A 24102-nucleotide genomic window follows, 5' to 3' on the forward strand; every position below is an offset into this window, starting at 1 on the left:
CACTTTTGGGGATAGATATACAGTTACTACTTGTATTCGAACAGGGAAAATTGTTATTTTGCGGGCTAAATTGACTGTTAAAAGCGAAATGTCTGTCATTAATAAGATCAGAGAACGTTCGGGGTTGGCTGTAGGCGTTATTGCCGTCAGTTTGATCCTGTTCATTGTGGGTGGAGATTTGCTCGGCGGCCGTAGCTTGCTGTTCGGTGGCGATCAACAAAAAGTCGGCGAAATTGCCGGTCAATCCATTGATTATCAAGAGTTCAATGCAAAAGTGGACGAACTCCGGGCGCAATACGAACAACAAACGGGCCGTGCTCCTGGCGATCAGGAAATGGGTCAGGTTCGGGAGCAAGCCTGGAATCAGCTGTTGTTCGACATCGCCTACCAGAAAGAGTTCGACAAGCTAGGCCTTCAGGTTTCTAAAGAAGAACTCATTGATATGGTGCAGGGTAATAATATCAGCCCTACCGTTCGACAGGCATTCACAGATCCTCAAACTGGAGTATTTGATAAAAGTACAATTGTCAAATATCTCAAAGATTTTGAAAGGATGCCTGCTCAACAAAAGATTGCTTGGGCTAGTTTCGAGAAAAACTTAAGCTCGAACCGTCTGCGTGATAAATACGAAGGCCTGATGCGTATGTCGATCTTTGCTACTACGGCTGAAGCGCAGAAAGAATATCAGGCACAGAATTCGAAAGCGAACGTGAAGTTCCTGTTCGTGCCGTATTACACGATCAGCGATACGACGGTTAAGGTAACGGATTCGCAGTTGCAGGATTATCTTAATAAGCACAAAGACGAGTATCCTGGTACCGACAGCCGGTCAATCCAGTACGTAACGTTCTCAGTTGCTCCGTCTAAAGAAGATAGTGCTACGTTGTACAACGAAATCAAATCGCTGGCACGTGGATTAGGCGCAGCTTCGAACGATTCGACTTTTGCTCAGCAAAATAGCGACGTTCGGGTTCCCCTTTACCTGACCGCAGGCGAAATGCCAGAACAACTCCGGGCGGCTATCCCAACGTTCACACCAGGTGGTATTTATGGTCCCTTCCGTGAAAACAACACCTATTTTATCTACAAATACGGTGGTAGCAAGAAAGACACGAGCTATACAGCTCGCGCCAGCCATATCCTGATCCAAACCAAAGGCCTGGCCGATTCGGCTAAGGCAGAGGCTCGTCGGAAGGCAGAGGGCATCCTGAAGCAAATTCAGGGTGGTGCTAGCTTTGAAGCACTGGCACAGGCGAACAGCCAGGATGGTTCTGCTCAGGCAGGTGGCGACCTTGGTTATTTCAAAAACAATGGTCAGATGGTGAAACCATTTGAATCAGCTGTTTTTGGCGCTACGGGTGCCGGTTTGATTCCCCACTTGGTAGAGACTGAATTTGGTTATCACATCATCAAGGTAACGCAGCCTAAAACCAATACGCTCTACCGTGTAGCCGCTATCGGTAAAACGATTGCACCAAGCCAAACAACGCGTGATGAAGCGCTGCGCAAAGCCGATGAGTTTGCCTCGACGGTTCACAGCAAAGAAGAGTTTGATGCCAAAGTGAAAGAAGATAAATCGCTGGTTGTAGCTACGGCTGATCGGATTCCAGAAGGAGCTGCTCAGATCAATGCATTGACCGGCACCGAAGTTCGTCAGATTGTTCGGTGGGCCTTCAATGATAAAACCGACCTGAATTCAGTTTCAGAGCCTTTTGAAGTTGGTGATCAGTACGTTATTGCCGTATTGACCAACAAAACGGATAAAGACAAAGTAGAAGTTGACGATTACCGGGCTGAGTTGACGGCTAAAGTTCGTAACGAACTGAAAGCTGAGCAGATTATCAGCAAATTAGGCAACCCAAGCGGTACCCTTGATGCCATTGCTCAAAAATACGGTTCAGGTGCGCTGGTTGAACTGGCTGATGATGTGAACCTGGCTACTGGCTTCCTGCGTAGCGCGGGCGTCGATCCTGTTGCTTTAGGAAAAGCATTCGGTCTGAAGCCTGGCAAACGTTCGAAACCTTTCGCTGGCGAAAGCGGTGTTCTGATCATGGAAACAGCCTCGCTGACGCCTGCTCCAGCTATTGCTGACTACACAATGTACAAAACACAGCTTCAGCAAAACAACACCTCGCGTGTAGGTTTCTATATCAATGAGGCTATCAAAGACGCATCGAAAGTAGAAGATCGCCGGGCGAAGTTCTATTAGAAAGTAAGAGTTGATTGATATTAAAAAAGGCTCCCACTGAAAAGAGGGAGCCTTTTTGTTTAGTAGCGCGGACAAGATGTCCGCGCTACAGCATCACCATGTCCGCTTACTCATTACTTTATCCAGTTCAGGGCGGGTCATGGAGCCTAGTTCTGGATGCTGCGCTAACCATTTCAGGAAATCGGTTTTGATTTCGTCGGTCCATTGACTATCGATCTGACCGGTGGTGTATTTGCCCGACTTGACGGTTTCAAAGCCAAACTGATCTTTACGGACAACAAACTCGGCAGTGCTGACAACTTGCTCGGCCATGTGGGCAGGTACAAAAAGAACGCCTTCTCGTTGGGCAATCACCAAATCGCCGGGGAGAACCATCACATTACCGATGCGGATTGGCGTGTTAAGGCCCATTAGCACCATCTCTTCGAGAAAGGAGGGATGAAAATCGCGAACAAAAGCGTTGAATCCTTTTATGTTTTCGAGTTCCTGTAAGTCTCTGGCCGCTCCATTGAAGATAACTCCATTGCCCGTTTTGCTGAAAATAGCGTTACCTAAAGTCGCGCCGACTAAGGTTCCCCCACCAATTTTACCAAAACCGTCGGCTACATACACATCGCCTTTAGTCAGAGTTTCTATCGGCCAGGTATTCGTATTGCCTTTTCGACCTTGCTTGGTAATACCACGTTCTTTAATCGTTTTCTCAACATCGGGCCGACTAGGCATGAACATAGCCGTTACGGCTCGTCCGGTTACCACAACATCATTGTGAATGAGTTTCCAGTTGCCTTCAAACTGATTGGTGTAGCCTTCGTTTTTTAAAACCGTCCAGGCATCGTCAATCCCAATGTGTTTAGCCCGTTCGATTAAGTTATCCGAAACTTTAGGGCGCCCATCCGGGAAACGCTCGCCTTTCCACTCCGAGGTTAAAAAGATCAATTCGTCTTTAGGGATTGTTTGTGCGGATAAAGAGCCTGCGGTATAAAATGCAGTGATAAAAGAAAATAGAAATGCACTATTGAATTTCATTCGTGTAGTTAATTAAACAGACTCTAATTTGAGCTTTCTAGTAGGTTAACCAATATGTTTATTTTTTGTCATTCCGACGTCAGGAGGAATCTTAAGCTCACATATTAGCAAAGCTTGAGATTCCTCCTGACGTCGGAATGACAAAAAATAAACGCGTATTCAATGCCCTTCTTTTGCCAGATAGGCATCAATATCTTTCTGGGTAATGGCTAATTTCTTTGGGTATTTACCAACCCAGGTTCTGAATTCACCTTTGATTTTATCAGACCAGTCACCGTGAATTTCGCCCGATGGGTATTTGCCTTGTTGCAAAAGAACCCGCTCGAATTCGTCGCGTAAGGCGGTCATTTCGGACGCTGATACCAATCCTTCAACGAGGTGGGCCGGGATAAATACCGTACCGTATTCATTGGCAAAAACGGCATCGCCAGGAAGCACAGTAACCTCGCCAATGCGAATCGGCGCATTAATGGACGTTGGGGTCATGTCTTTAATGTAGGATGGATCATGCCCTTTTACCCAGGCGTTGAACCCTTTGGTGTCCTTCAATTCCTGCATGTCGCGAACCGACCCGTAAAAAACGACGCCTTTACCTGTTTTTCCATAAATGGCATTTCCCAGACTCGACCCGATCAGTGTACCATCTTTAATTTTACCGTAACCATCAGCGACGTAAATATCACCTTTTGTTAGAATGTCAATGGGCCAGATGTTGATGCCGCCTTTTTGCGAACGACCCTCGGCTTTGCCCTGCGCCCGTACCAAGCTATCGAGGTCGGGGCGGGTGGGCATAAATTGAGCCGTTACGGCACGACCAGTCATTGTTTCGCCGGGTTTAAGAATAACCCAGTCTTTCTCAACCTGATTTCGGTAGCCTTTTTTACCCAGATAGCCCCAAATCTGTTCTAATGTGCAGTTCTGTAAGCGCTCCAGCACGATGTCCGGAATCTTCGGGCGGCCATCTGGAAAACGTTCACCTTTCCAGTTTGAGGTCAATGCCGTTATGTATTCGGGCGATGAGCCTATGCGTTGGGCCTGGGCAAAAAAGCTCACCGAAAGGGTGATGATTGTCAATACGACGAGTGTTCTTTTTGTCATTGGGAAACGAAGGGTTTTAGAGGAATTATGCATCAAAAAGCCTAAAGCATAAGTAAAATACTGGCATTAGTCTACTTATATACATCCCTGACGAGAACGTTGGACCACAGTAGGCGCTCGTTCAATTTTGCCGCGGAATGCACCCTACTCATTTCTAAAATTCTGTATAGAATAGCCTTTAACCTTCAAGTTCTACTATGAAAGACATTTTTTCCCGGTTGTCATCTCCCGACAACTCCTCTGGCCGCCGTGACTTTTTCCGTAAAGCGGGATTAGGCGGACTCTCACTTGGTCTCATGTTCGATAAATCGCCAGACCAGGAGATGGAATTTATTACGCAGAAAGTAAGCCGTTTTGCCAAACCATCGGAACTGAAAATTACGGATATGCGGGTGGCTATTCTGCAAGGTGTGCCGTTCAGTAGCCCAATTATTCGAATCGATACGAACCAGGGCCTGGTGGGCTGGGGTGAGGTTCGCGACGGAGCTAGTGCCAACTACGCGCTTATGCTGAAAAGTCGGCTGTTGGGTAAGAACCCGTGCAACGTAGAACAGATATTCAAGCAGATCAAGCAGTTTGGCGGGCAAAGCCGGGCAGCTGGTGGCGTTTGTGGCGTTGAAATGGCACTTTGGGATCTGGCTGGTAAAGCATACGGCGTACCGGCCTATCAACTTCTGGGGGGCAAATACCGTGACTTCATCCGGCTGTATGCCGACACACCCGAAGCTGATACCTACGAAGGGTTCGCTGAGAATATGAAAAAACGTCGGGATCAGGGCTATACGTTCCTGAAAATGGATTTCGGTATTGGTATGCTGGCCGATCAGCCGGGTATGCTGGTGAATGCCAACAACTGGAGTGTGAAAAGACAATGGAACGATAGTGAGCCAGGGAAACTAGGCAACTACGCTAATACAAAACACCCGTTTACACGCATTCAGGTTACGAAAAAAGGGCTGGATCGGTTGGTTGAGCACGTAGGTAAGGTACGCGACATTGTGGGCTACGATACCCCTTTAGCTGCCGATCACTTTGGCCACTTCGACGTAAATACGGCTATTCAAATTGGTAAAGCGATGGAGCCATTCCGGCTCGCGTGGCTCGAAGATCTTGTTCCCTGGTTCTATACCGATCAATGGAAACAGATTTCTGACGCTATCGACACACCAACATTGACTGGTGAAGATATTTATCTGAAAGAAGGGTTTATTAAACTCATCGATGCGAAAGCCATCGATATGATTCACCCCGATCTGGCATCGTCAGGTGGGTTGCTGGAAACCAAGAAAATAGGCGATTATGCCGAAGAAAAAGGGATTCCAATGGCCATGCACTTTGCCGGATCGCCCATATCAATGATGGCTAACGTACACTGTGCGGCTGCTACAGAGAATTTTGTCGCTTTGGAACATCACGGTGTAGATGTGGCCGGTTGGGAAGACTTGGTAACGGGTATCAAACCAATCGTTGAAAAAGGTTTTGTCCGCGTTCCAGATAAACCAGGTTTGGGCGTTGAACTGAATGAGGAAGTTGCTAAAAAATTCCTCAAGAAAGGTGGTACCTGGTTCGCGCCCACCGATATGTGGAATACAAGAGACTCTGCCGATCGGGAATGGAGTTAATGTAACGCGGACATCCTGTCCGCAGTGTAGAAAAGAAATAATTTATCTCACACTGCGGACAGGATGTCCGCGTTACCCTAACAAATCCTCCAGTGCTTTAGTCAAATCGGTGTACTGATACGTAAACGTGGTCTCTTCGGCGATGCGCTTATTCAGTACATAATTCCCCCCAGTAACAACAATCGCCATTTCGCCGTAGAGAAGCTTGATCGCAAAAGCGGGAATGTTTGGCAAAATGGTAGGTCGGTGTAACACCTGAGCAATCGCCTTTGTCAACGTTTCATTTGTGACTGGATTGGGTGCTACTGCATTGTAAGCTCCTCGCCACGAGTCATCGGCCAAGGCTTGAATGTACATCTGACAGAGGTCGTCGAGGTGAATCCAGGACATATATTGCTGTCCCGAACCAATGGGCGCGCCTGCCCCAAGCCGAATTGGCTGGACTAATTTAGGTAACGCACCACCCGTCATCGTTAATACGATACCCGTTCGCATTTTCACCGTACGAATACTGAGTGCGGCAATCTGATCTTCCGAACGCTCCCACGCCCGAACTACCTGCGCCATAAAATCGGTGCCGCCTACGGTGGTTTCGGTTAGTGGCCGGTCGCCCGTATCGGCTCCATAGTAGCCAATAGCCGATGCCCCGATAAATGATTTTACGTGGTGATCGGTTTCTTCTAAGGTTTGGGCCAACAATTCGGTGGATTGCGTCCGGCTGTTCAGAATTTCATCTTTTCGCTCATCAGTCCAGCGTTCATCGGCAATACCTTCTCCGGCCAGATGAATAATATGATCGGCGGTGGTAATCGCTTGTGGGTCAATCTGCCCTTTTTTTACATCCCATAGATATACGCGTACTTCGGGAATGGTCTTTAGCGATCGGCTTAGTAGCGAGACCTGATACCCTTTCTGTTGGAGCAATTGGGTTAAGCGCCGACCAATAGAGCCGGTGCCCCCTGTAATCAATACTGTTTCATTCATACGTCAGCAATCGAGTTGGTGGGTACAAACTTATAACGCACCGTACAGACAGGTTGTTTTTAGAAATGAGGTAAGGTCTTACCCGGATTATCGTGTAAATGATTGGCCTTTAGCCCATTTAATCAAAAGTATGAAAACCACTCGGTCGGGCTATTATTTTTACGTATATATGTTCTATAGCGTTAAACGATATCCGTTATGACTATTCGGCAACTTATAGGTTTTGTACTCGTAGCTCTTTTAACCTATACTGCCGGATGGGCACGAACCTATACTGAAGCCGAAGGGCGGGCTGCCTGGGCACGAATTCAGCGCCAGTCAATTACGGAAGCCACATTTCGGGAAACCTGTGATCTGATTCAGGATATGGGCCAAACCAACTTGCCGCTGGCTTACGAATGGCTGGCCGAGTACGTCCCTAAAGTGCAGAAAATGGGTAATCGACGCTGGACGCATATCCTGCTCATTAACTGGGGAAAGGCGAAAGAATCGCTGAACCATTTCGATGAAGCTGAGCCATTGTTTCGGCAAGCTCGGCAGAATGCCCGACCTATTCCCAAACTTTATGATGATGCCCTGACGTATACGGTTCAATTGTATCATAGTTGGGATAAACCCGATTCGCTGGCGCGTTACTTAGCCCTGGGCGAACAGGCTGCTCGTGCTGCTAATGATCGAGAGATGTTATCCTTCCTGCGGAATTTTCGGGCTGCCTCCCGCAATAGGACCGGAGAAACCGAAGCTATGTGTGCCGATTTCAATGAGGCCATTCGCCTGGCAAAAGGCTTACCGAATAAGAATGCACTTTTTATGGCGCTCCATAGTCGTGCTTCGTATTGCCTGGCCGATCCACAGCAGCAGGTTATGGCTTTCGACAGTCTTCTTGAGTTGGCTAAAGACAGCAGCCTGGCTCGAAATCCTCGTTTCTATGAGCGAACGACTATTTATTTTCGTAGTGCTCGCCCTACGGTTCTTTTCAAGCTGGCCCAGTTGAATCTGTTATTGACAGACTACGAGAATGCCGGTAAGTTCGCCGATATGGTGTATGATGCGCTGGTTCGTCCTAACCCCAAAGCCCCCAATGTCCCTTATTTTAATGCTGAAATGGCTGCGATACGGTTTTATCAGGGGCAGATTAAGGAAGCCAGAGTATTTGTTGATTCGAGTCGGCGGCAGTTTGGTGGCGTAGAGCGTGAGATTCCATATTCTGGCTACTTCCTGGCGGCTGGTCTATTGGCTGAGTACGACGGACAGCTAAAAAAGGCCGCCGATTATTACAAACAATCGCTGACAAAAGGTGCCACGGCCGCTTCGTTTTCACGGATTCCGCCCGAGCTTTTCTATGCCCGGGCGTTACTTCGATTGGGCGATTATGCGAAAGCGCGGCAAATGTTGCTGCCTTTAACAACAGCGGCAACGGCTAATCAATACTCGGCTATTGGGTTGTATTACTATCAGTCATTGGCCGAACTCAACAAAGCACAGGGCGATTATCCGCGTTATGGAGAAGCCTTAGGGACGTACTATGCCATTCGGGATTCGCTGACGAATTTGAATCAATACCGGGCTGTTCAGCAGATTCTGGCTCGTGTGCGCATTCGGGATAAGGAAGAGCAAATCAGTCGTCTGAATGCTGAAAACGCAGCGCGCGAACGGCAGCTCCAGCGCGAACGACTATTCTACGGAGTCATCCTGGCGCTGGCCTTGCTGGCAATCGTTTTACTAACCCTTTATGTTCGAAATCGGCAGATTCGCGCCCGCCAGCGAGAAGCCTTGCAACAGAGTCAGTTAGAGCAGCTTGAAAAACAGCGGCAAATCGATCTGATGCATGGCGTTATGCAGGCCGAAGAAAACGAACGATTGACCATTGCCGATCAGCTTCATAATGAGGTAAATCCGTTACTGGCGGTGGTTTTACTGAACGTATCGTCGGCGCTGGAAACAGTAGAATCGGATACGCCCACAGAACCAAAACTACGTAAAGCGCAGGACGTGCTGGCTTCTGTAACGAGTACGGTGCGTGGAATCAGCCATCGGTTGACCCCGCAACTCATTGAACAACAGGGTTTCAAGCGAGCAGTTGACGAATTGGCCGAGAGTATCAATCTGTCGGAGAAAGTTAAAATTCAGACGATTGTGGTTGGTTTTGAAGAGTCTTTGCCAATCTCATTTCTGAGTGACCTTTACCGAATTGTGCAGGAATTAGTGCATAACGTTATCCGGCACGCACAGGCTACCGAAGCCACTATTGAGGTTATTGAGCATGATCAGCACGTAACGATTTTGGTGGAAGACAATGGCGTAGGAATGCCAGCAGACGCAATAGGCGATGGGCAGGGATTGCAGACAATTCGGGCCAAAGTAGCGCTTCGTCATGGGCAGATGGATGTACAACGTAAAGCCGAGGGGGGGACACTAGTGGTTATCGACAATCTCGAAGTCCCGAATCAGGTGGGTAACAAAAATGAGCCTGTTGAATCGGAAATTAGTTAGGGATAACTATTTCAGACGACCGCTGTAGATCAGAATTTTAAGTCATTTAACAGGCTACCTACTCCTATGCGTCTTCTCCTTGCCGATGATCACCCTCTTTTGCTCGACGGACTGCGAAGCGTACTGTCCGACTTACCCGATACGGATTTATTGCCGCCCGTTACCAATGGCCACCAACTGCTCGATTACCTGCACTTACATCCGGTCGATATGGTTTTGCTGGACCTGAATATGCCCAAAACGGATGGTCTGACAGCCCTTAAACAGATTCGACGGGATTTCCCTACGGTGAAGGTGATCGTGTTTACCAGCTACAACCAGCCGCAGCGAATTCGGGAAGTACAGGCGTTGGGCGGCATGGGTTACCTGCTCAAATCGACCGATGCCCCAACGCTCAAAACGGCTGTGCAGCAAGTTTGGTCGGGTAAGCCGTGGTTCCCGACGCTACAGCCTGTGGCCGACTCTACTCGTCATACTTCGGCGGTGGATATGTCGGAAGATACCTTTATGCAAAAATACCAGTTGACGAAACGCGAGGTCGAGATTATTCAACTGATCAGTCGGGGAGAGACCACCCGGCAAATCGCAGATGAACTTGCCGTTAGTGAATTCACGATCAACGCTCACCGACGTAACATTGCCCGAAAACTTGGGATCGATACGCCAGTAGGTTTGGTCAATTTCGCCCGTGAGCAGGGCTTGGTGTAAAGAAGGAACTACCTCAAAAATCGTTAGCAGTAACTATTTCATAGCGGAGTGGCTAAGGCGAGTTTTGTTGAGTAAATCAACGTCTACGCTTTAATTATTCACCCGTATGGAAAAGCAATCATCATTTCTACTGACTTTGTTAATGCTCAGTCTGTGTCTGCAAGCAACAACGGCACAGGTACTTACGAACCGGACGGTCGTTAAACTGAACTTATCTGGTGCCGTTATCAATAGCTATACCCTGCAGGTTGAGCGGGTACTGAATCGACATAGCTCCATCACGCTGTCGGGTAGTTATACACCCAGCAACACGCCAGTTCCGTTCAAAAATGCCCTTCTGGATCAATACGGCGATAACCAGGATGCCCGACGCGCTATTGAAACTACCTTGTTTAACAAGAAGATTGGTACACTCGAATACCGTTTCTATCTGGCAGGTCATGCGCCTACGGGCTGGTATCTGGCACCCTTTGTGCGCTATGCGAGCATGGATATCAGCAACGATTACACCTACACCCCCAGCGATGGTATCCTGCACCATGCGCACTTGAATGCGAGTTTTAGTGGGGGCGGAGCTGGTATTTTATTAGGTTATCAGTGGTTGTTTGGCAAACACGTTGGCCTCGATTTGTGGTTGCTGGGGCCTTTCTATGGAACAAATGTGAAGTCCACTTTTACGGGCGAAGATCCCCTCTGGCCCAGCCTGAAACCAGCCGATATCGTAAAGCTGAAAAACGATATCGACAATACGCAACTGCCACTTTATACCGTACAGTCGTCCCTGAATCTGCCGACAATTACAGCCACCTTAAACGGACCTTATTATGGGGTTCGAGCTTTCGGACTCGCCTTTGCCTATAGTTTCTGAGCGGAAGACTAAGAAGCTTTTAAGTCAACTCAACTAATTACAGCCATGAAAAATACAATATATGCACTAGTCGTACTATTTTTTAGTTTGTTGACCGAGATTGGTTGGGGGCAAAACCTACCTCAGCCAACGCCGACCGAAGCGGATAAGCAAATCCAAACATTTCTGTCGGCATCAATTGATTTAGCTCGTTTACGGTTGTCTGGGCCATCGTATCAGTATACACCAGGTCTTAACGATTTACGAAATCACCCTGCCGATGTACTGGTCCTGAACCTGGCTATTAAGTTTAATAACAAGAGGTTAGTGAATCAGATGCTTAACTATTACCAAAATAAGAATAGCTCGTTTCGCAAGCCACAACCAGCCGATCCAACTACCTTGCTGGCTACCAATACGAATTTGCCTGGTCCTACGGCTCCATCCGAGAAAGCTCCATTTTTAAGCCACGTCAGCTTGCTGTATGGTTTTCAGCTAATTGGTAAAGGGGGGAAAGATGATGATAATTTCGGCACGTCGAAAACACGAATGACCTATCTGGAAACAATGGGTTATGTACTGTATAACCATGATCTGCCTAATGGTAAAGGCCGTCTATTTGGTGGTCCTGGTATCTACCTAGGCTATGGCTTATGGGGAAAAAACAGTTACAGTTACCAGGGCGGTAATGAATCCTATCCAGCTTTCGACAAGACTACGGGTTACAAGCGCTTCGATGCCGGAGTGGCCTTCACGGCAGGTTATGAACTGGCGCAGGCGTTACGATTGAGCCTGGAATATGAATTGGGATTAGTCAATATCGACCCCGCCAGTGGCGATGACAAAACCAAAACGCGCTCCATAAGTCTGAACATAGCCTATCCGCTTAAGAAACTGACAGCTATGGTTAGAAAGAAATAGGGTAAACCTTTATCTCACACTAACCATTCCTTCGGTAGCGCCAATTGACGAGCGTAGTGGGCCGAAGCAGTATGATTGACCCAGTTTAACAGTTTATTGATCTCGTCGGCAAACTCGATGTGGTAATCGGGGTCGAGTTTGCTGGCTTTTTTTAGAACCTGATCCGTGCGTTTGGCGATGTACTCAGCCGCTTTATCAGTCCGGGAATCGTATTTACGGAGTAGATGAGCGTTATTGTCGTAGAACGTATTGAGCATATACAACATCAGGTCTACCTCACCGTACTTGTCTTTTGTTACTTTCAGATGGCGACTAATATAGCCACTTACGGTGCGCATGTCCATCATCAGCCAGCCCGCCGTGTCGGCATGAAGTTTGGCCGTACGATCGATAAACTCCCGGATTAGATTGCGCCGTTCATCGATCGTCTGGCCTTCTTCCACCAGCTCAAACTGAAGCCGCTCGGTCAGCACAGCATCTTTGGCAATTAAACGTAGCAGCAATTTATCTTTCTCCGTGCCCGGCATTCGGACAATGGCTTTCTTCAGGTCAGGGTCAAGGGCTGGCATACTGATTTGCGATTTTGGATTTACGAATTACGATTTAGCTGGACTCGTAAGCAAATCGTAATTCGTAAATCGTAACCCGTAATTCATTTAAACTCCCACCGTATCACCTTCGTCGGTGCGGATTTTATCTTCAATATAGGTGATGATCTGCGAGGCAATGTCGATACCTGTTGCCGTTTCGATGCCTTCCAAGCCCGGCGACGAGTTGACTTCCAGAACGAGCAGGCCCCGATCGGAGGGGAGCATATCAACACCGGCAACTTTCAGCCCGAGGGCGCGGGTCGCATCGATCGCCGTTTTTTCCTGATCGGGCGTAAGTTCTACGGCACAAGCGTTGCCACCCCGGTGGATGTTTGACCGGAAGTCGCCCTCGGCCCCCTGGCGTTTCATGGCGCCAACCACTTTGCCGCCAATAACAATCGCCCGGATGTCGGCACCTTTGGATTCGGCGATGAACTCCTGAACTAATACGTTCTTTTTCAGGCCATAAAAGGCTTCTATGGTCGACTTGGCTGCTTTAGTCGTTTCGGCCAGTACGACACCAATGCCCTGCGTTCCTTCCAGTAACTTAATCACAACGGGCGGGCCACCAACGAGGTTAATGAGTCGGGTGATATCGCCATTTTTAGGGTGGTTGGCAAAAACCGTTTTGGGTAAGCCAACGCCTGCTTTCGAAAGGACCTGCAAACTCCGCAGTTTGTTGCGGGAACGCATAATGGCCTGCGATTTGGCGGTTGTGAAAACGCCCATCATTTCAAACTGCCGGACAACGGCACAGCCATAGTCGGTAACAGAGGCCCCAATGCGAGGGACCACGGCATCGAATGAATCCAGTTCAGTCCCTTCATAGAGAATCGAAGGCTTACCGCCTTCGATCATGACCTGACAGTTTAAATGATTGATAACAACACCTTGATGACCACGCTGACTGGCGGCTTCAAGAAGTCGTTGAGTTGAGTATAAATCAGGCTTAGCCGATAGAATAGCAATACGCATAAAAGTGGGTAGTCGCTGATTATCAGTCGATACGCTAGGCCAGTAAAAGCGAATAATTCGTTTTACTAACTACTTTTGACTGTGGACTTGCGACTTTTTTTTCTGGTACGATAAGTTTTTCTGAGAAACGTCTACGATAAAGCGGTTACGGAGCAGTTTTCGCCCTAATAGCACTGGATTTTTGAGGTTTTCCCGGTCGGCGAGGGTAAACTCAGCCCGAATGGTTCGTCCGAATAAAATGATTCGGGTTTTAATGACATAGCGTTTCTCCGCCACGCCGAATGAGTTGCGAATCATGCGCTGGCTGAACTCGTTGCTATAAAACGGCCGCGCTTCCTCGCCACTTTTACCAATTAATAAGAAACTTAACATGGTTCGAACGCCCGACTTTACCAGGCGAACATCTTTGCAATGCAAGGCCGATGTATAGGCTCCCGTATCGATTTTAGCCTGCACATCGAAAAGACTCAAGTCTGGAAAATCGACAAGGTCTGTCATGCCGATAATTTGCTTAGGCTTAGGCGTTTTGGCTTTCATGGGGGAGTAACTTGTTTCAAGTTTAATGTTCCAGGTTAGAACAAAATAGTCTGTTTGGCTCCAGTATTCTTATGGATACAACAACATTGAACATGAAACATTGAACATGAAACAATTCACGCGCGAATCAACCGACTAAATGTTAAGGACATATCGAGCATAATCATCTTGGCGCGAGCGTTGCGTTCGAGGTGGTAAGTTGCTTCGTTTAGATCGTGTACGATTCTTTCTATGTGGTTGATCGTTAATATTTTAGCGAAATTCTTAACGAAGGCCATTTCGTTGTCTGGCAAGCGTAATAATTCGGCGGCTCCCTGCTGCCAAAGAAACAGATCGCGGTACAAACGGATACTATATTCCAATAGCCCTTTCTGCTTTTCCTTGTTGAAACCGTCGAATTGATCGGCCTGTTTAACCAGCGAAATCAGATCCTGTCGGTAGCAGGTACGCATCCATTCGGCAAACCAGTTGTGCTGATCCATCGATGCCGTATCGTTCTGGCTTAGTTGTAGGGCTTCGGCCAGATTCCCGTCGGCCAGATAAGCAATACGACGGGCTGTGGTTTCATCGAGATTCAGGTGCTGACGTAGGTAAGTAGCCACTTCCTCATCCGTAAATGCCCGTACGGCCACCCGTTGGGTTCTAGACAGAATCGTGATGAGCAGCTTATCGGGCTGATTCGTCACGAGCAGAAACAATGTTTGCGTCGGTGGTTCTTCCAGTACTTTCAATAACGCATTGGCCGAGGTCACGTTCATCAGCTCGGGAAGCCAGATGAGCATGATTTTGTAGGCTCCCTCATAGGCTTTGAGCGACAGCTTTTGCAGAATATTTCGGGCTTCTTCGGCCGAAATATTGCCTTGTTTATTGTCGGCTCCCATCGTTTCGAGCCAGTTGGGCAATGTTCGATAGGGTTGCTCAATCAGAAATTTTCGCCAGTCGGCTAAATACGTTTCGGAGTTTTTGCCCTTTCCCAGATTGGCCACCGGAAAAACCATGTGTTGATCGGGGTGAACCAGCTTCTGGCTTTTTATGCAGGATGCACATCGCCCGCAGGCATCGTTGGCCTGTTTATCCTCGCAGTTGACATATTGAGCCAGGGCCAAGGCTAACGCCAGGTTCGCGCTTCCTTCGGGACCATCGAACAGCAACGCATGTGCAAGATGGTTCGTTTGAACCGCCCGCAGCAATAACTGCTTGGTTTCTTCCTGGCCAATTATTTCAGAAAATTGCATAAGTCTGTGGAAACTTTGACCTCACCGTAATCCCTCCCGTAACGGCAGACCGCCTGAAAAGAATAGGGCCTAAAGCGGAGTACTAAATAGGCTCTAAAAAAGGGAGCTATAAATCGAATGGGGATGAGTTATTAAAGGATCGGGTTCGCTCCAGCGTGAAGATTTCTCTGAGGATGTCTTCTTCCTGTTTATCAAATACTTTATTGCGTCGTTTAAAGGCTTCGGCTGCTACATGAAGCGCTTTTTCTAGTCGATAAGTGGTGAAGCCGTCAATCGCTCCGCCCCATGAGAAGGAGGATATGTGTTTAGGTTGAAATCCACTGCCAAACACGTTGGCGCTAACGCCCACAACAGTACCCGTATTGAACATGGTGCTGATACCCGCTTTGGTAAAGTCGCCCATCATCAGGCCACAGAAAATACGACCCGTATCTTCAAGTCGTCCCGTTGCGTAGGAGTGGAGTTTAACGTTGCTATAGTCGTTTTTGAGGTTTGAGTTATTTACGTTAGCCCCCAGATTGCACCATTCGCCAATAGCCGAATTGCCCAAAAAGCCGTCGTGTCCTTTGTTGCTATGACCGAAGAAGATAGAATTACTCACTTCGCCACCTACTTTACAAAATGGCCCAATGGTGGTGTTGCTGCGCATTTTTCCACCCCAGTTCACGGTCGATTCCTCACCAAGCGAAAATGGCCCAATCACTATAGAACCTTCGCTAATTGTTGCGTTGCGCCCAATATAAATGGGGCCACCTTCGGCATTCAGGATAGAGGCCCGAATGGTCGCGCCGGGTTCTAAAAAAATGTTTTCGGGCGCATAGCAACGTGTAAAGGGGTCTGTGATAGGTGCCGATGTTCGTCCGGCGGTTAATCGGGCAAAATCAGCACGAATCTGGTCGCCATTATGAACGAAAATATCCCACAGATTATAGATAATGGTTAGTGGCTCATTGAACGTTTGAAAGCTATAGCCGCCGTTGATCGTGGGCGAAACCGTCAATTTAGTATTCGTTCGGATGGCTAATACAACACCACCTGCGGTTATGAGACCTGCACCGGGTGTTAGCGTTAAAATGGCCTCATGCAGTGCTGGCGTTGGACAAACAGCCCCGTTGATATACCAATTGTCGGAGCCTGCATTCTGAGCGAATTTGGCCCGTAAATACGGTTCCGTCAAAAACGACTCCGTCTGACCAAGCACATCAGCCCATTTTTCGGCCAGCGTTTGGATACCCACACGAATACCCGCCACCGGTCGCGTAAAGGTGAAGGGCAGCAGCGCTGTTCGGATAACCGGATCGTCAAATAAAATCAGGTTCGGCATTGAGTAAGTCAATGGATCAGATGGCAAATATCTAACCTTAATCGTTAAAAAAAGAATACATGAAACAGTACTTTTACCAAAACTATGACTGTCTCGAAAACCGACGCCATCATTCAGCGCATTGCCGATTTACAGAAGGAGACCGGCTTGTTTCCCTCTGTTCGTCGAAATGACACGATTGGGTATCGACGGCAGGATACCAATGTATTCTTTACGGCGATTACGGTTTTTACGTTGCAGTCGCTGCGTGCTCGTGTCGGGCCAGAAACTCGATTATTGATTGACCAAATAACCGAACAGGCGATTGCTGCTTACCCCATTTTTCGGAACAAAGATGGCCTGAATACCTACAATTTCTGGCCTACGTGCCCGTCCCAACATTTTCCAAATGGGCATTTGTTCCATCGGTTTGAGCATTTTCGGATTCCCGACGACATCGACGATACGGCTATGGTTTACCTGACGACCGATCAACCCGACGCCGATAAACATTGGTTAAAAAATAAGCTGACTCAGCACGCCAACGGCAGTCAACGCCACAAAATTCGGAATACCTATCCAGAATACCGGCAGCTACGCGCTTACTCAACCTGGTTTGGGAAAAACATGGGCATTGATTTCGATGCCTGCGCCTTGAGTAACCTGCTCTACTGGATTTATCAGTACAAGTTGCCGTTAAATCAGCACGATGCAGATTCACTGACGTATTTACGATCAATTGTCGAATCAGGGCAATACGTATCGGAGCCATTTCGGTGTGCGCCCCACTACGCCCGAACCTCCCTGATTATTTATCATCTGGCGAGGTTGATGGCTGCATTTCCTATTTCGGAACTGGAGCCCATTCGCCCCCGACTGATTGCGGATGGTTATCGAGAATTGGCAAAAGCCACGAACCGTGTTGAGCAAATTATGTTGACAACGGCTTTGGTTCGTTTAGGCGAAACCGTCCCCCTTCCATCGCTTGATGGTATCGAACAGGACGTTAAAACCTTTCATTTCTTCATTGCGGGTTTACTCACTGCTTATGAGCAACCCTGGCTACGCCGTTTTGCCGACCGATCTATTGTGCAAATGCGTTGGCAATGCGAAGCCCATAGTTGGGCGTTGGTGGCGGAGGGGATGGTTTTAGGTAGGATGTAGGACGTATGATGTATTCCTGGAATTAGGCTCGATTATTTAATCGGAATTTTGTACTTTAAAGTGAGTATTGGATTGAGTGATTTTGTACTGCGTTGTACAAAATGAGATAGTCATAAAATTTTCTAAAATCGAAACTAAACCCGCTATGACAACACCAACCAATATCGACGCCTATATCGCCGATTTCCCGGATGCGACTCAGGTGCTTTTGCAACAAGTTAGGCAGACGCTTAAACAGGCTGCACCAGAGGCTGAGGAAGCAATCAGCTATGGACTTCCTACCTTAAAACTGAACGGAAACCTGGTGCACTTCGGGGCTTTTAAAAATCATATTGGCTTTTATCCGGCACCAAGGGCTTTGGAGGAGTTTAAAGAAGAATTAGCTGGGTATAAAGGTGCCAAAGGATCGGTTCAATTTCCGCTTGATCAACCACTTCCGTTAGAGTTGATCACCCGAATTACGAAGTATCGGGTTACTCAAAACCAGGTCAAAGCAGTGGCAAAAGGCAAAAAGAAAGTGTAGTGTCTGATGAGTTCGCTACAGCTTACAAACTCATACCGCCATCGACAAAAATTGTTTGCCCCGTAATGTACCGGCCTGCGTCGGAGCAGAGGAGCGTAGCCATACCGGCAATGTCTTCGGGCTGACCTTCGGAGCCAACTGGAATGCTCATGCGGTCGCTGATGTGCTCGGGAATGGGTGGCGTAGGTTCATCGGTGCGCGGTGTCTTGATAACGCCGGGTGAGAGATTATTAACCGTAACGCCTTTGTTGGCGAGTTGTAGCGCCAGATTTCGAACCATGTTGGCAACGGCTGCTTTGGTGCCCGCATACACGATCATGGCAGGATGAGGCTTCAATTCCTGCACACTCCCGATGGTTAGAATTCGGCCCCAGCCACGCTTGGTCATACCGGGTGTAAATCGTTGAATCATCAACAATGTCGACTTCCAGTTGGCGTTTACCTGTTTATCGAAATCGTCGGGTGTGGTTTCCTGCCATTGATCTGGGACTTGTACCGATGCATTAATCACCAGAATATCAATGGCTCCCAGTGCCTTAGCGGCCTGTTGGTATAGTTTCTCAATAGCATCTTCTTCTGCGAGATCGACGCCGATCACAGCACTTTTACGACCAAGTTGTCGAATGTGGTTGGCTACGTTTTGGGCCTCTTTGTCGCCACTCCGATTATGAACAATGACGTTTGCTCCAAATTCAGCCAGCGCCAGCGCAATGGCCTGACCAATCCCCTGACTGGAACCCGTGACAAGTGCGTTTTTATCGGCGAGGTTGAGTAAGTCTTTGATCATTTAGATTGTTTCAAGTTTCAGGTTCAACGTTTCGACGCAACGCCTTTGGGAGTTTACTAATACTCGTCCAATTTAGTTTCTATCGATTCTCGGGGCCGCCCGCGCGGTGGATTCTATCATCTTTGATTATCAGTATAATAGGATTAAAAGAATCGATAGATTCTCCTAGAAGCTAGTTTGCTAAAGCACTAACCTGAAACCTTGAACCTGAAACAAAAGATTAAAAACTTATCGAACGCGACCGTTAATACGTTTTTGTCATATCGGCGGGGATAGCGATGACAAAGTCAGCCAGATTGCGATTTTCGCTCGCAGGTTTGTCGATGTCGGGGATCTCAACTGAGGAAATCGTCAGGATTTTGAGTGTAGGTTGTTGCTTACGCAGGTACCACACAATTCCCTCGAAATTTTTGGAATGATAATCGCCGTTAAAATGCAGTAATGTCTGACCGGGTTTCCGGTTTTGCAGAATGAAATGGGCCATCGTTGCGTCTTTAATGGCCTGGGCACGAGCGAAATTGGCCGTCATATCGCTCGTCATTCCATGCGGATTGGCGCTGGCGGCACTAGTAGTACTACCTGGCGAGGAACTTCCACCCATCATATCCATCATACCTTTATAGCCAGGGAGCGTTAAATCGACGGTGAGGGGTAACGGAGCCATCTGGGTTTTTGCTTCGGCAGAAACCGTATCGAGCGCGGCTAACCCCTGTTTCGATACCAGTCGGGCATATCGGCGGGGTACATTCGTGGCTATAAATGGGATATGCTGCTCGCGGGCAAAATCGGCAATGGGTTTATAATCGGTATTGAAATTAGACCACAAGCGGGCTTGCGTGGCTAATTCTTTGGCCGTTGTTTTACCCTGAACATAGTCGGTGAGAGCGGTTTGATTGTCTGCTTCGAACATCTCGGCGCCGAGTATCAGATTGCCTTTTTTGGCTGCCTGCAAATCTTTGGTTAATTGGAATTCGAGCCAGTGGCAAATGGGGTCGTTGTGCAATTCGCCAAATAGCACAACATCAGCTTCTACGGCCTGACGAAGTAGTTTGGCGTAGGTTGTGGATTTTAAAGTAGGTGTGTATAATCGATAGGCCGGTTTGTCGGCGCGGAAGGCAATGGCCAGACAGCAAAGCAGTGGTAATAGATAGCGCATCATGTAGAAAGTTCTTTGTCGAAATGGCGGACAAAGTTATTTTGAAAGATTCTAAGATAGCAATCCAAACGGTGGCTAGGTTATAATTCTGTCAAAAAAAGCCCCTATCTTAACACATTGTGTCCTCAGTTTGCTTTCGGATGTTAACCAATGCGCAAAACAATTAGTTATCTAGTACTTGTCCAATTTAGATTCTAGAGATTCTTTCGATTCTAATTGATCGTTTAGCTGTTGATTATCAATAGAATGACATCAATAGAACCCGACAGAATCAACCGCACGGGCGAACCCGAAAATCTACTTTGGTAAAGCACTAGTCAGTTATTAGTCCTCTTCCTCCTATGAATTTAGTAGAAACCCTGCGTCAGTTTCCCGCTTTCGATGGTGTGCCTGATGAACAGCTTCAGTGGGTCATTGATCGATCTGAAGAGGTTACCATTCCTGCCGAAACGATTATTTATAAAGCGAATGACCCCGTCGATTACCTATCGTTATTGTTGGAAGGCCGCATCCGGATTGATACAGGCACCAACAGCTCAGGTGATGAAATTCTGACCTACGATGCCCATGCCATTTTGGGCGTGCTACCCTTTTCGCGGATGAAAAGCATTCCGAATCGGATGGTGACCGAAAAGGAAACCCGGTTGCTTCGTCTTCACCGAAACCAACTGCCTGACCTGATTCATAGCTGCTACGAACTGACCGAAGCGTTAGTGCATCAGATGACTACCCGCGTTCGGGACTTTACGAAACTGACGCAGCAGAATGAAAAAATGGCATCGCTTGGACGCTTATCGGCAGGATTGGCGCACGAACTAAATAATCCCGTGGCCGCCGTTGTGCGCTCCGCCGATACGCTGAAAACACATATGCGAGCCACCCCCGAAGCCTTCAAAACCATCATGCACCTCAACCTGACCGATGAGCAGGTAGATTCGGTCAATAGGGTATTTTTCGGGAAATTAGATCAATGTCTGGCCAAAGGATCTGCTTCGCCCATGACGTTGCTGGAACGGAGTAGTCTCGAAGATGACCTGACCGACTGGCTCGACGATCATGGTGTAGATGACTCGATGGATTTGGCTGGCCCCTTAGTCGAATACTGCTTTACGGTTGAGGATCTGGACTGGATTCTGGAAAAAATTGGCGATAAGAACTTACTAGGTGTCGTTACCTGGCTGGTTAATAATCTGGTGACTGAGAAATTAGTACTGGATATTAGTGAGGCTTCTAAACGAATCTCGACGCTGGTCAACTCCATTAAAAACTATACCCACATGGACCGGGGAGCCGGGAAAGAACGCATCCAACTGGCAGAAGGTATTCGGAATACACTTACTTTGCTGGATCATAAAGTCAGAGGCAAACACATTAACCTGACACTCAACTTGCCTAGTGATTTGCCCGACGTTTGTGGCTGGCCGGGTGAATTGAATCAGGTCTGGACGAACCTGATTGACAATGCCGTAGATGCGCTACCCGATGGTGGAACGCTTGAAATCAGCAGCCAGCCTGACGGTTCAGACTTTGTATTGACTAAGGTAATTGATAATGGTTCGGGTATTCCGAGCGATATTCAGGACAAAATATTTGAACCGTTTTTTACAACAAAAGGAATTGGTAAAGGCACGGGTCTCGGTCTGGATATTGTTCAGGGCATTGTGAAACACCATAATGGTTCTGTCAAAGTCCAGTCAAAGCCAGGCCGAACGGAGTTTAGTGTTTGTCTTCCAACTCAATGAGTGAAAGAGCGAAAGAGTGCATGAGCGTAAGGAAAGTGCTCTAGCCGGATCATCACTCTTTCGCTCTTTCACGCTTTCACTCTTTAACCAATGAAGCTTCCTATCATTTTTGCCATTGACGACGATCCACAGGTATTACAGGCGATCCAGCAGGATTTGCGAAAAAAATACCGAAAACAATACCGAATTATAGCCACCAGCTCCGTTCGCGAAGCGCTTGATTCGTTGCCCGAATTCAAGAAGAAAGGGGAGGAAGTGGCCCTGTTTCTGTCGGACCAGCGTATGCCTGAATTAACGGGCGTCGAGTTTCTGATGCAGGCCCGCAAGATTTTTCCGAATGCCAAACGGACCTTGCTTACGGCTTATTCGGACACCGATGCGGCTGTTCGGGCTATCAATGAAGTTCAACTGGACTATTACATTGCCAAGCCCTGGGACCCACCCGAAGAAAAACTTTATCCGGTTCTGGATGATTTGCTCGGCGACTGGCAGTCAGACTATCGGCCTGCTTTTGAGGGCTTAAAGCTGATAGGCTATCAGTTCTCGTCACAGTCGCATGATTTAAAGGATTTTCTGGCGGGCAATCTATTCCCCTATCAATGGCTCGATATTGAAAATGACCCTCAGGCGCAGGAGCTACTTGATTTGCACGACAAAAATCGGAATGATTTACCCGCTGTCGTACTGGAAGATGGAACCGTCCTGGCACGCCCTACAATTGCCGAGTTGGGGAGCAAACTAGGCTTGCAACCTAAAGCAACGCAAAGTCTTTACGATCTGGCGATTATCGGGGCAGGCCCCGCTGGCCTGGCCGCTGCGGTATATGGTGGCTCCGAAGGATTGAGAACCATTCTGGTCGATAAACGGGCGCCTGGTGGACAGGCAGGTACGAGCTCGCGAATTGAAAATTACCTCGGCTTCCCTAATGGGCTGAGTGGTGCTGATTTGACCCGTCGGGCTATTGCGCAGGCGCAACGCTTTGGCGTCGAATTTCTGGCTCCTCAGGAAGTTATCTCCATTCAATCGCAGGGGCAATACAAGCACATTAAGATGGCCGACGATAGTGAGGTGGTAGCACGAGCGATTGTGTTGAGTACGGGTGTTTCGTATCATAAGCTAGAGAACGAAAGCCTCGATAAATTTACTGGAGCGGGCGTTTACTACGGGGCGGCTACGACCGAAGCTTATGCGTTCAAAGGAAAACCCGTTTATGTTGTCGGGGGTGGCAATTCGGCAGGGCAGGGGGCTATGTATTTATCCCGAACGGCATCGGAAGTATTCATTTGTGTTCGTCGCCCTGATTTGTCCGAAACGATGTCGCAATACCTGATCGACCAGATTGGACGAACTCCCAATATTACCGTGCTGGGTTGTACAGAGGTTGTAGAAGGGCTAGGTAATGATTTGTTGGAATGTCTGGTGTTGGAAAACATGGACACCCACGAACGGCGGACCGTAAAAGCAGCCGGTCTGTTTATCTTCATCGGCACTAAACCCCTGACCGACTGGATCGAAATGAATATCATCAAAGATCCCAAAGGATTCATCGCGACTGGGCGAGATCTGGCTCGTTACGCCGACTTCAAGCAAGTCTGGAAACACGACCGGGAGCCGTACCTGCTCGAAACATGCAGCGCGGGCATTTTTGCCGCTGGCGATGTGCGAGCCGGGGCCATGAACCGGGTTGCCTCGGCCGTTGGCGAAGGTGCCATGGCCGTGAGTTTTGTACATAAATACCTGGCCGAAAACTGATTACTTGATGTATGATATAGGGAGTATGATGTATTGCTTTCGCGTCAGTTATAGCATATATCCTACACCCTATATCCTACACCTTACTCAAACTCAATACTATGATCAGATCAACTATTTGCGAACACCTGTCTGCTTTAACAGAAATCCGTACAGCTCGTGAGTACGTATGTGAAGAGTGCATTAAAACTGGCGACTCATGGGTGCATTTACGTACCTGCCAAACCTGCGGTACAACACTCTGCTGCGATTCTTCGCCCAATAAACATGCTACAAAGCATTTTCTGGCCAGTGAGCACCCTGTTGTGGTCTCATCCGAACCGGGCGAACGATGGTTGTGGTGTTTTGTAGATGAACAAATGGCAAATTATTAAACAAGGAGCTCACGATTCAGGTTAAGACTTTCACGATTAATATAGGCTTACTAATC

The 24102-nt window shown here is 48.0% G+C and carries 21 protein-coding genes; 11 read left to right on the plus strand and 10 right to left on the minus strand.

Going from position 1 to position 24102, the window contains the following annotated elements:
• Nucleotides 1-88 precede the first annotated feature (88 nt).
• On the plus strand, nt 89-2209 hold the full coding sequence (locus ACYVGR_RS19875; RefSeq protein WP_460959865.1) for a peptidylprolyl isomerase: 2121 nt from the start codon (nt 89-91) through the stop codon (nt 2207-2209).
• Between the two features lie 93 nt (nt 2210-2302).
• On the opposite strand, the gene ACYVGR_RS19880 is transcribed toward ACYVGR_RS19875, so the two are convergent.
• The gene (locus tag ACYVGR_RS19880) at nt 2303-3235 is read right to left on the minus strand and encodes an RraA family protein (RefSeq protein ID WP_460959867.1); all 933 of its coding nucleotides are present in this window, start codon (nt 3233-3235) and stop codon (nt 2303-2305) included.
• Nucleotides 3236-3394: 159 nt separating this feature from the next.
• Nucleotides 3395-4333, minus strand: a complete 939-nt coding sequence (locus ACYVGR_RS19885) for an RraA family protein (RefSeq protein ID WP_460959869.1) — start codon at nt 4331-4333, stop codon at nt 3395-3397.
• Nucleotides 4334-4530: 197 nt separating this feature from the next.
• On the opposite strand from ACYVGR_RS19885, the gene ACYVGR_RS19890 reads away from it, so the two are divergent.
• The gene (locus ACYVGR_RS19890; protein ID WP_460959871.1) at nt 4531-5955 is read left to right on the plus strand and encodes a mandelate racemase/muconate lactonizing enzyme family protein; all 1425 of its coding nucleotides are present in this window, start codon (nt 4531-4533) and stop codon (nt 5953-5955) included.
• Nucleotides 5956-6027: 72 nt separating this feature from the next.
• On the opposite strand, the gene ACYVGR_RS19895 is transcribed toward ACYVGR_RS19890, so the two are convergent.
• Complete coding sequence (locus tag ACYVGR_RS19895) at nt 6028-6939, minus strand: TIGR01777 family oxidoreductase (RefSeq protein WP_460959874.1); 912 nt, start codon at nt 6937-6939, stop codon at nt 6028-6030.
• 198 nt (nt 6940-7137) lie between these two features.
• Here ACYVGR_RS19895 and ACYVGR_RS19900 point away from each other — a divergent pair, with 198 nt between their 5' ends.
• The 4 genes from ACYVGR_RS19900 (at nt 7138) to ACYVGR_RS19915 (ending at nt 11908) form a co-directional block, all read left to right on the plus strand.
• The gene (locus ACYVGR_RS19900) at nt 7138-9432 is read left to right on the plus strand and encodes a sensor histidine kinase (protein WP_460959876.1); all 2295 of its coding nucleotides are present in this window, start codon (nt 7138-7140) and stop codon (nt 9430-9432) included.
• A gap of 66 nt (nt 9433-9498) precedes the next feature.
• Nucleotides 9499-10140: a response regulator gene (locus ACYVGR_RS19905; protein WP_460959878.1), complete on the plus strand. Its 642-nt coding sequence runs from the start codon at nt 9499-9501 to the stop codon at nt 10138-10140.
• 106 nt (nt 10141-10246) lie between these two features.
• Nucleotides 10247-11008 carry a DUF3575 domain-containing protein gene (locus ACYVGR_RS19910; protein ID WP_460959880.1) on the plus strand — a complete coding sequence of 254 codons (762 nt, stop codon included), beginning with the start codon at nt 10247-10249 and terminating at the stop codon, nt 11006-11008.
• Nucleotides 11009-11053: 45 nt separating this feature from the next.
• Nucleotides 11054-11908 carry a porin family protein gene (locus ACYVGR_RS19915; protein ID WP_460959882.1) on the plus strand — a complete coding sequence of 285 codons (855 nt, stop codon included), beginning with the start codon at nt 11054-11056 and terminating at the stop codon, nt 11906-11908.
• Between the two features lie 14 nt (nt 11909-11922).
• On the opposite strand, the gene ACYVGR_RS19920 is transcribed toward ACYVGR_RS19915, so the two are convergent.
• From ACYVGR_RS19920 to ACYVGR_RS19940, 5 genes are all read right to left on the minus strand, one after another.
• Nucleotides 11923-12477, minus strand: coding sequence for a hypothetical protein (locus ACYVGR_RS19920; protein ID WP_460959884.1), 555 nt, complete (start codon nt 12475-12477; stop codon nt 11923-11925).
• A gap of 87 nt (nt 12478-12564) precedes the next feature.
• On the minus strand, nt 12565-13473 hold the full coding sequence (gene rimK, locus ACYVGR_RS19925; RefSeq protein ID WP_460959886.1) for a 30S ribosomal protein S6--L-glutamate ligase: 909 nt from the start codon (nt 13471-13473) through the stop codon (nt 12565-12567).
• Between the two features lie 69 nt (nt 13474-13542).
• Complete coding sequence (locus tag ACYVGR_RS19930) at nt 13543-14010, minus strand: ATP-dependent zinc protease family protein (protein WP_240543577.1); 468 nt, start codon at nt 14008-14010, stop codon at nt 13543-13545.
• A 116-nt stretch (nt 14011-14126) separates the two neighbouring features.
• The gene (locus tag ACYVGR_RS19935; RefSeq protein WP_460959888.1) at nt 14127-15245 is read right to left on the minus strand and encodes a DNA polymerase III subunit; all 1119 of its coding nucleotides are present in this window, start codon (nt 15243-15245) and stop codon (nt 14127-14129) included.
• 106 nt (nt 15246-15351) lie between these two features.
• Nucleotides 15352-16569, minus strand: coding sequence for a putative sugar nucleotidyl transferase (locus tag ACYVGR_RS19940; RefSeq protein WP_460959890.1), 1218 nt, complete (start codon nt 16567-16569; stop codon nt 15352-15354).
• 84 nt (nt 16570-16653) lie between these two features.
• On the opposite strand from ACYVGR_RS19940, the gene ACYVGR_RS19945 reads away from it, so the two are divergent.
• Together ACYVGR_RS19945 and ACYVGR_RS19950 are read left to right on the plus strand one after the other, a co-directional pair.
• The gene (locus ACYVGR_RS19945) at nt 16654-17712 is read left to right on the plus strand and encodes a hypothetical protein (protein ID WP_460959892.1); all 1059 of its coding nucleotides are present in this window, start codon (nt 16654-16656) and stop codon (nt 17710-17712) included.
• A 145-nt stretch (nt 17713-17857) separates the two neighbouring features.
• A complete protein-coding gene (locus ACYVGR_RS19950) occupies nt 17858-18235 on the plus strand; it encodes an iron chaperone (protein WP_460959894.1) in 378 nt (125 codons plus the stop codon).
• 22 nt (nt 18236-18257) lie between these two features.
• Here ACYVGR_RS19950 and ACYVGR_RS19955 read toward each other — a convergent pair whose 3' ends face one another.
• Nucleotides 18258-19022: an SDR family NAD(P)-dependent oxidoreductase gene (locus tag ACYVGR_RS19955; RefSeq protein ID WP_460959896.1), complete on the minus strand. Its 765-nt coding sequence runs from the start codon at nt 19020-19022 to the stop codon at nt 18258-18260.
• Nucleotides 19023-19266: 244 nt separating this feature from the next.
• Nucleotides 19267-20178 carry a ChaN family lipoprotein gene (locus ACYVGR_RS19960; protein WP_460960804.1) on the minus strand — a complete coding sequence of 304 codons (912 nt, stop codon included), beginning with the start codon at nt 20176-20178 and terminating at the stop codon, nt 19267-19269.
• 341 nt (nt 20179-20519) lie between these two features.
• Between ACYVGR_RS19960 and ACYVGR_RS19965 the strand changes: the two genes are divergently transcribed.
• From ACYVGR_RS19965 to ACYVGR_RS19975, 3 genes are all read left to right on the plus strand, one after another.
• The gene (locus tag ACYVGR_RS19965) at nt 20520-21920 is read left to right on the plus strand and encodes an ATP-binding protein (RefSeq protein ID WP_460959898.1); all 1401 of its coding nucleotides are present in this window, start codon (nt 20520-20522) and stop codon (nt 21918-21920) included.
• A 90-nt stretch (nt 21921-22010) separates the two neighbouring features.
• Nucleotides 22011-23672: an NAD(P)/FAD-dependent oxidoreductase gene (locus tag ACYVGR_RS19970; RefSeq protein ID WP_460959900.1), complete on the plus strand. Its 1662-nt coding sequence runs from the start codon at nt 22011-22013 to the stop codon at nt 23670-23672.
• 101 nt (nt 23673-23773) lie between these two features.
• Nucleotides 23774-24046, plus strand: coding sequence for a UBP-type zinc finger domain-containing protein (locus ACYVGR_RS19975; protein WP_460959902.1), 273 nt, complete (start codon nt 23774-23776; stop codon nt 24044-24046).
• Nucleotides 24047-24102 lie beyond the last annotated feature (56 nt).

This window comes from Spirosoma litoris, assembly GCF_054776755.1.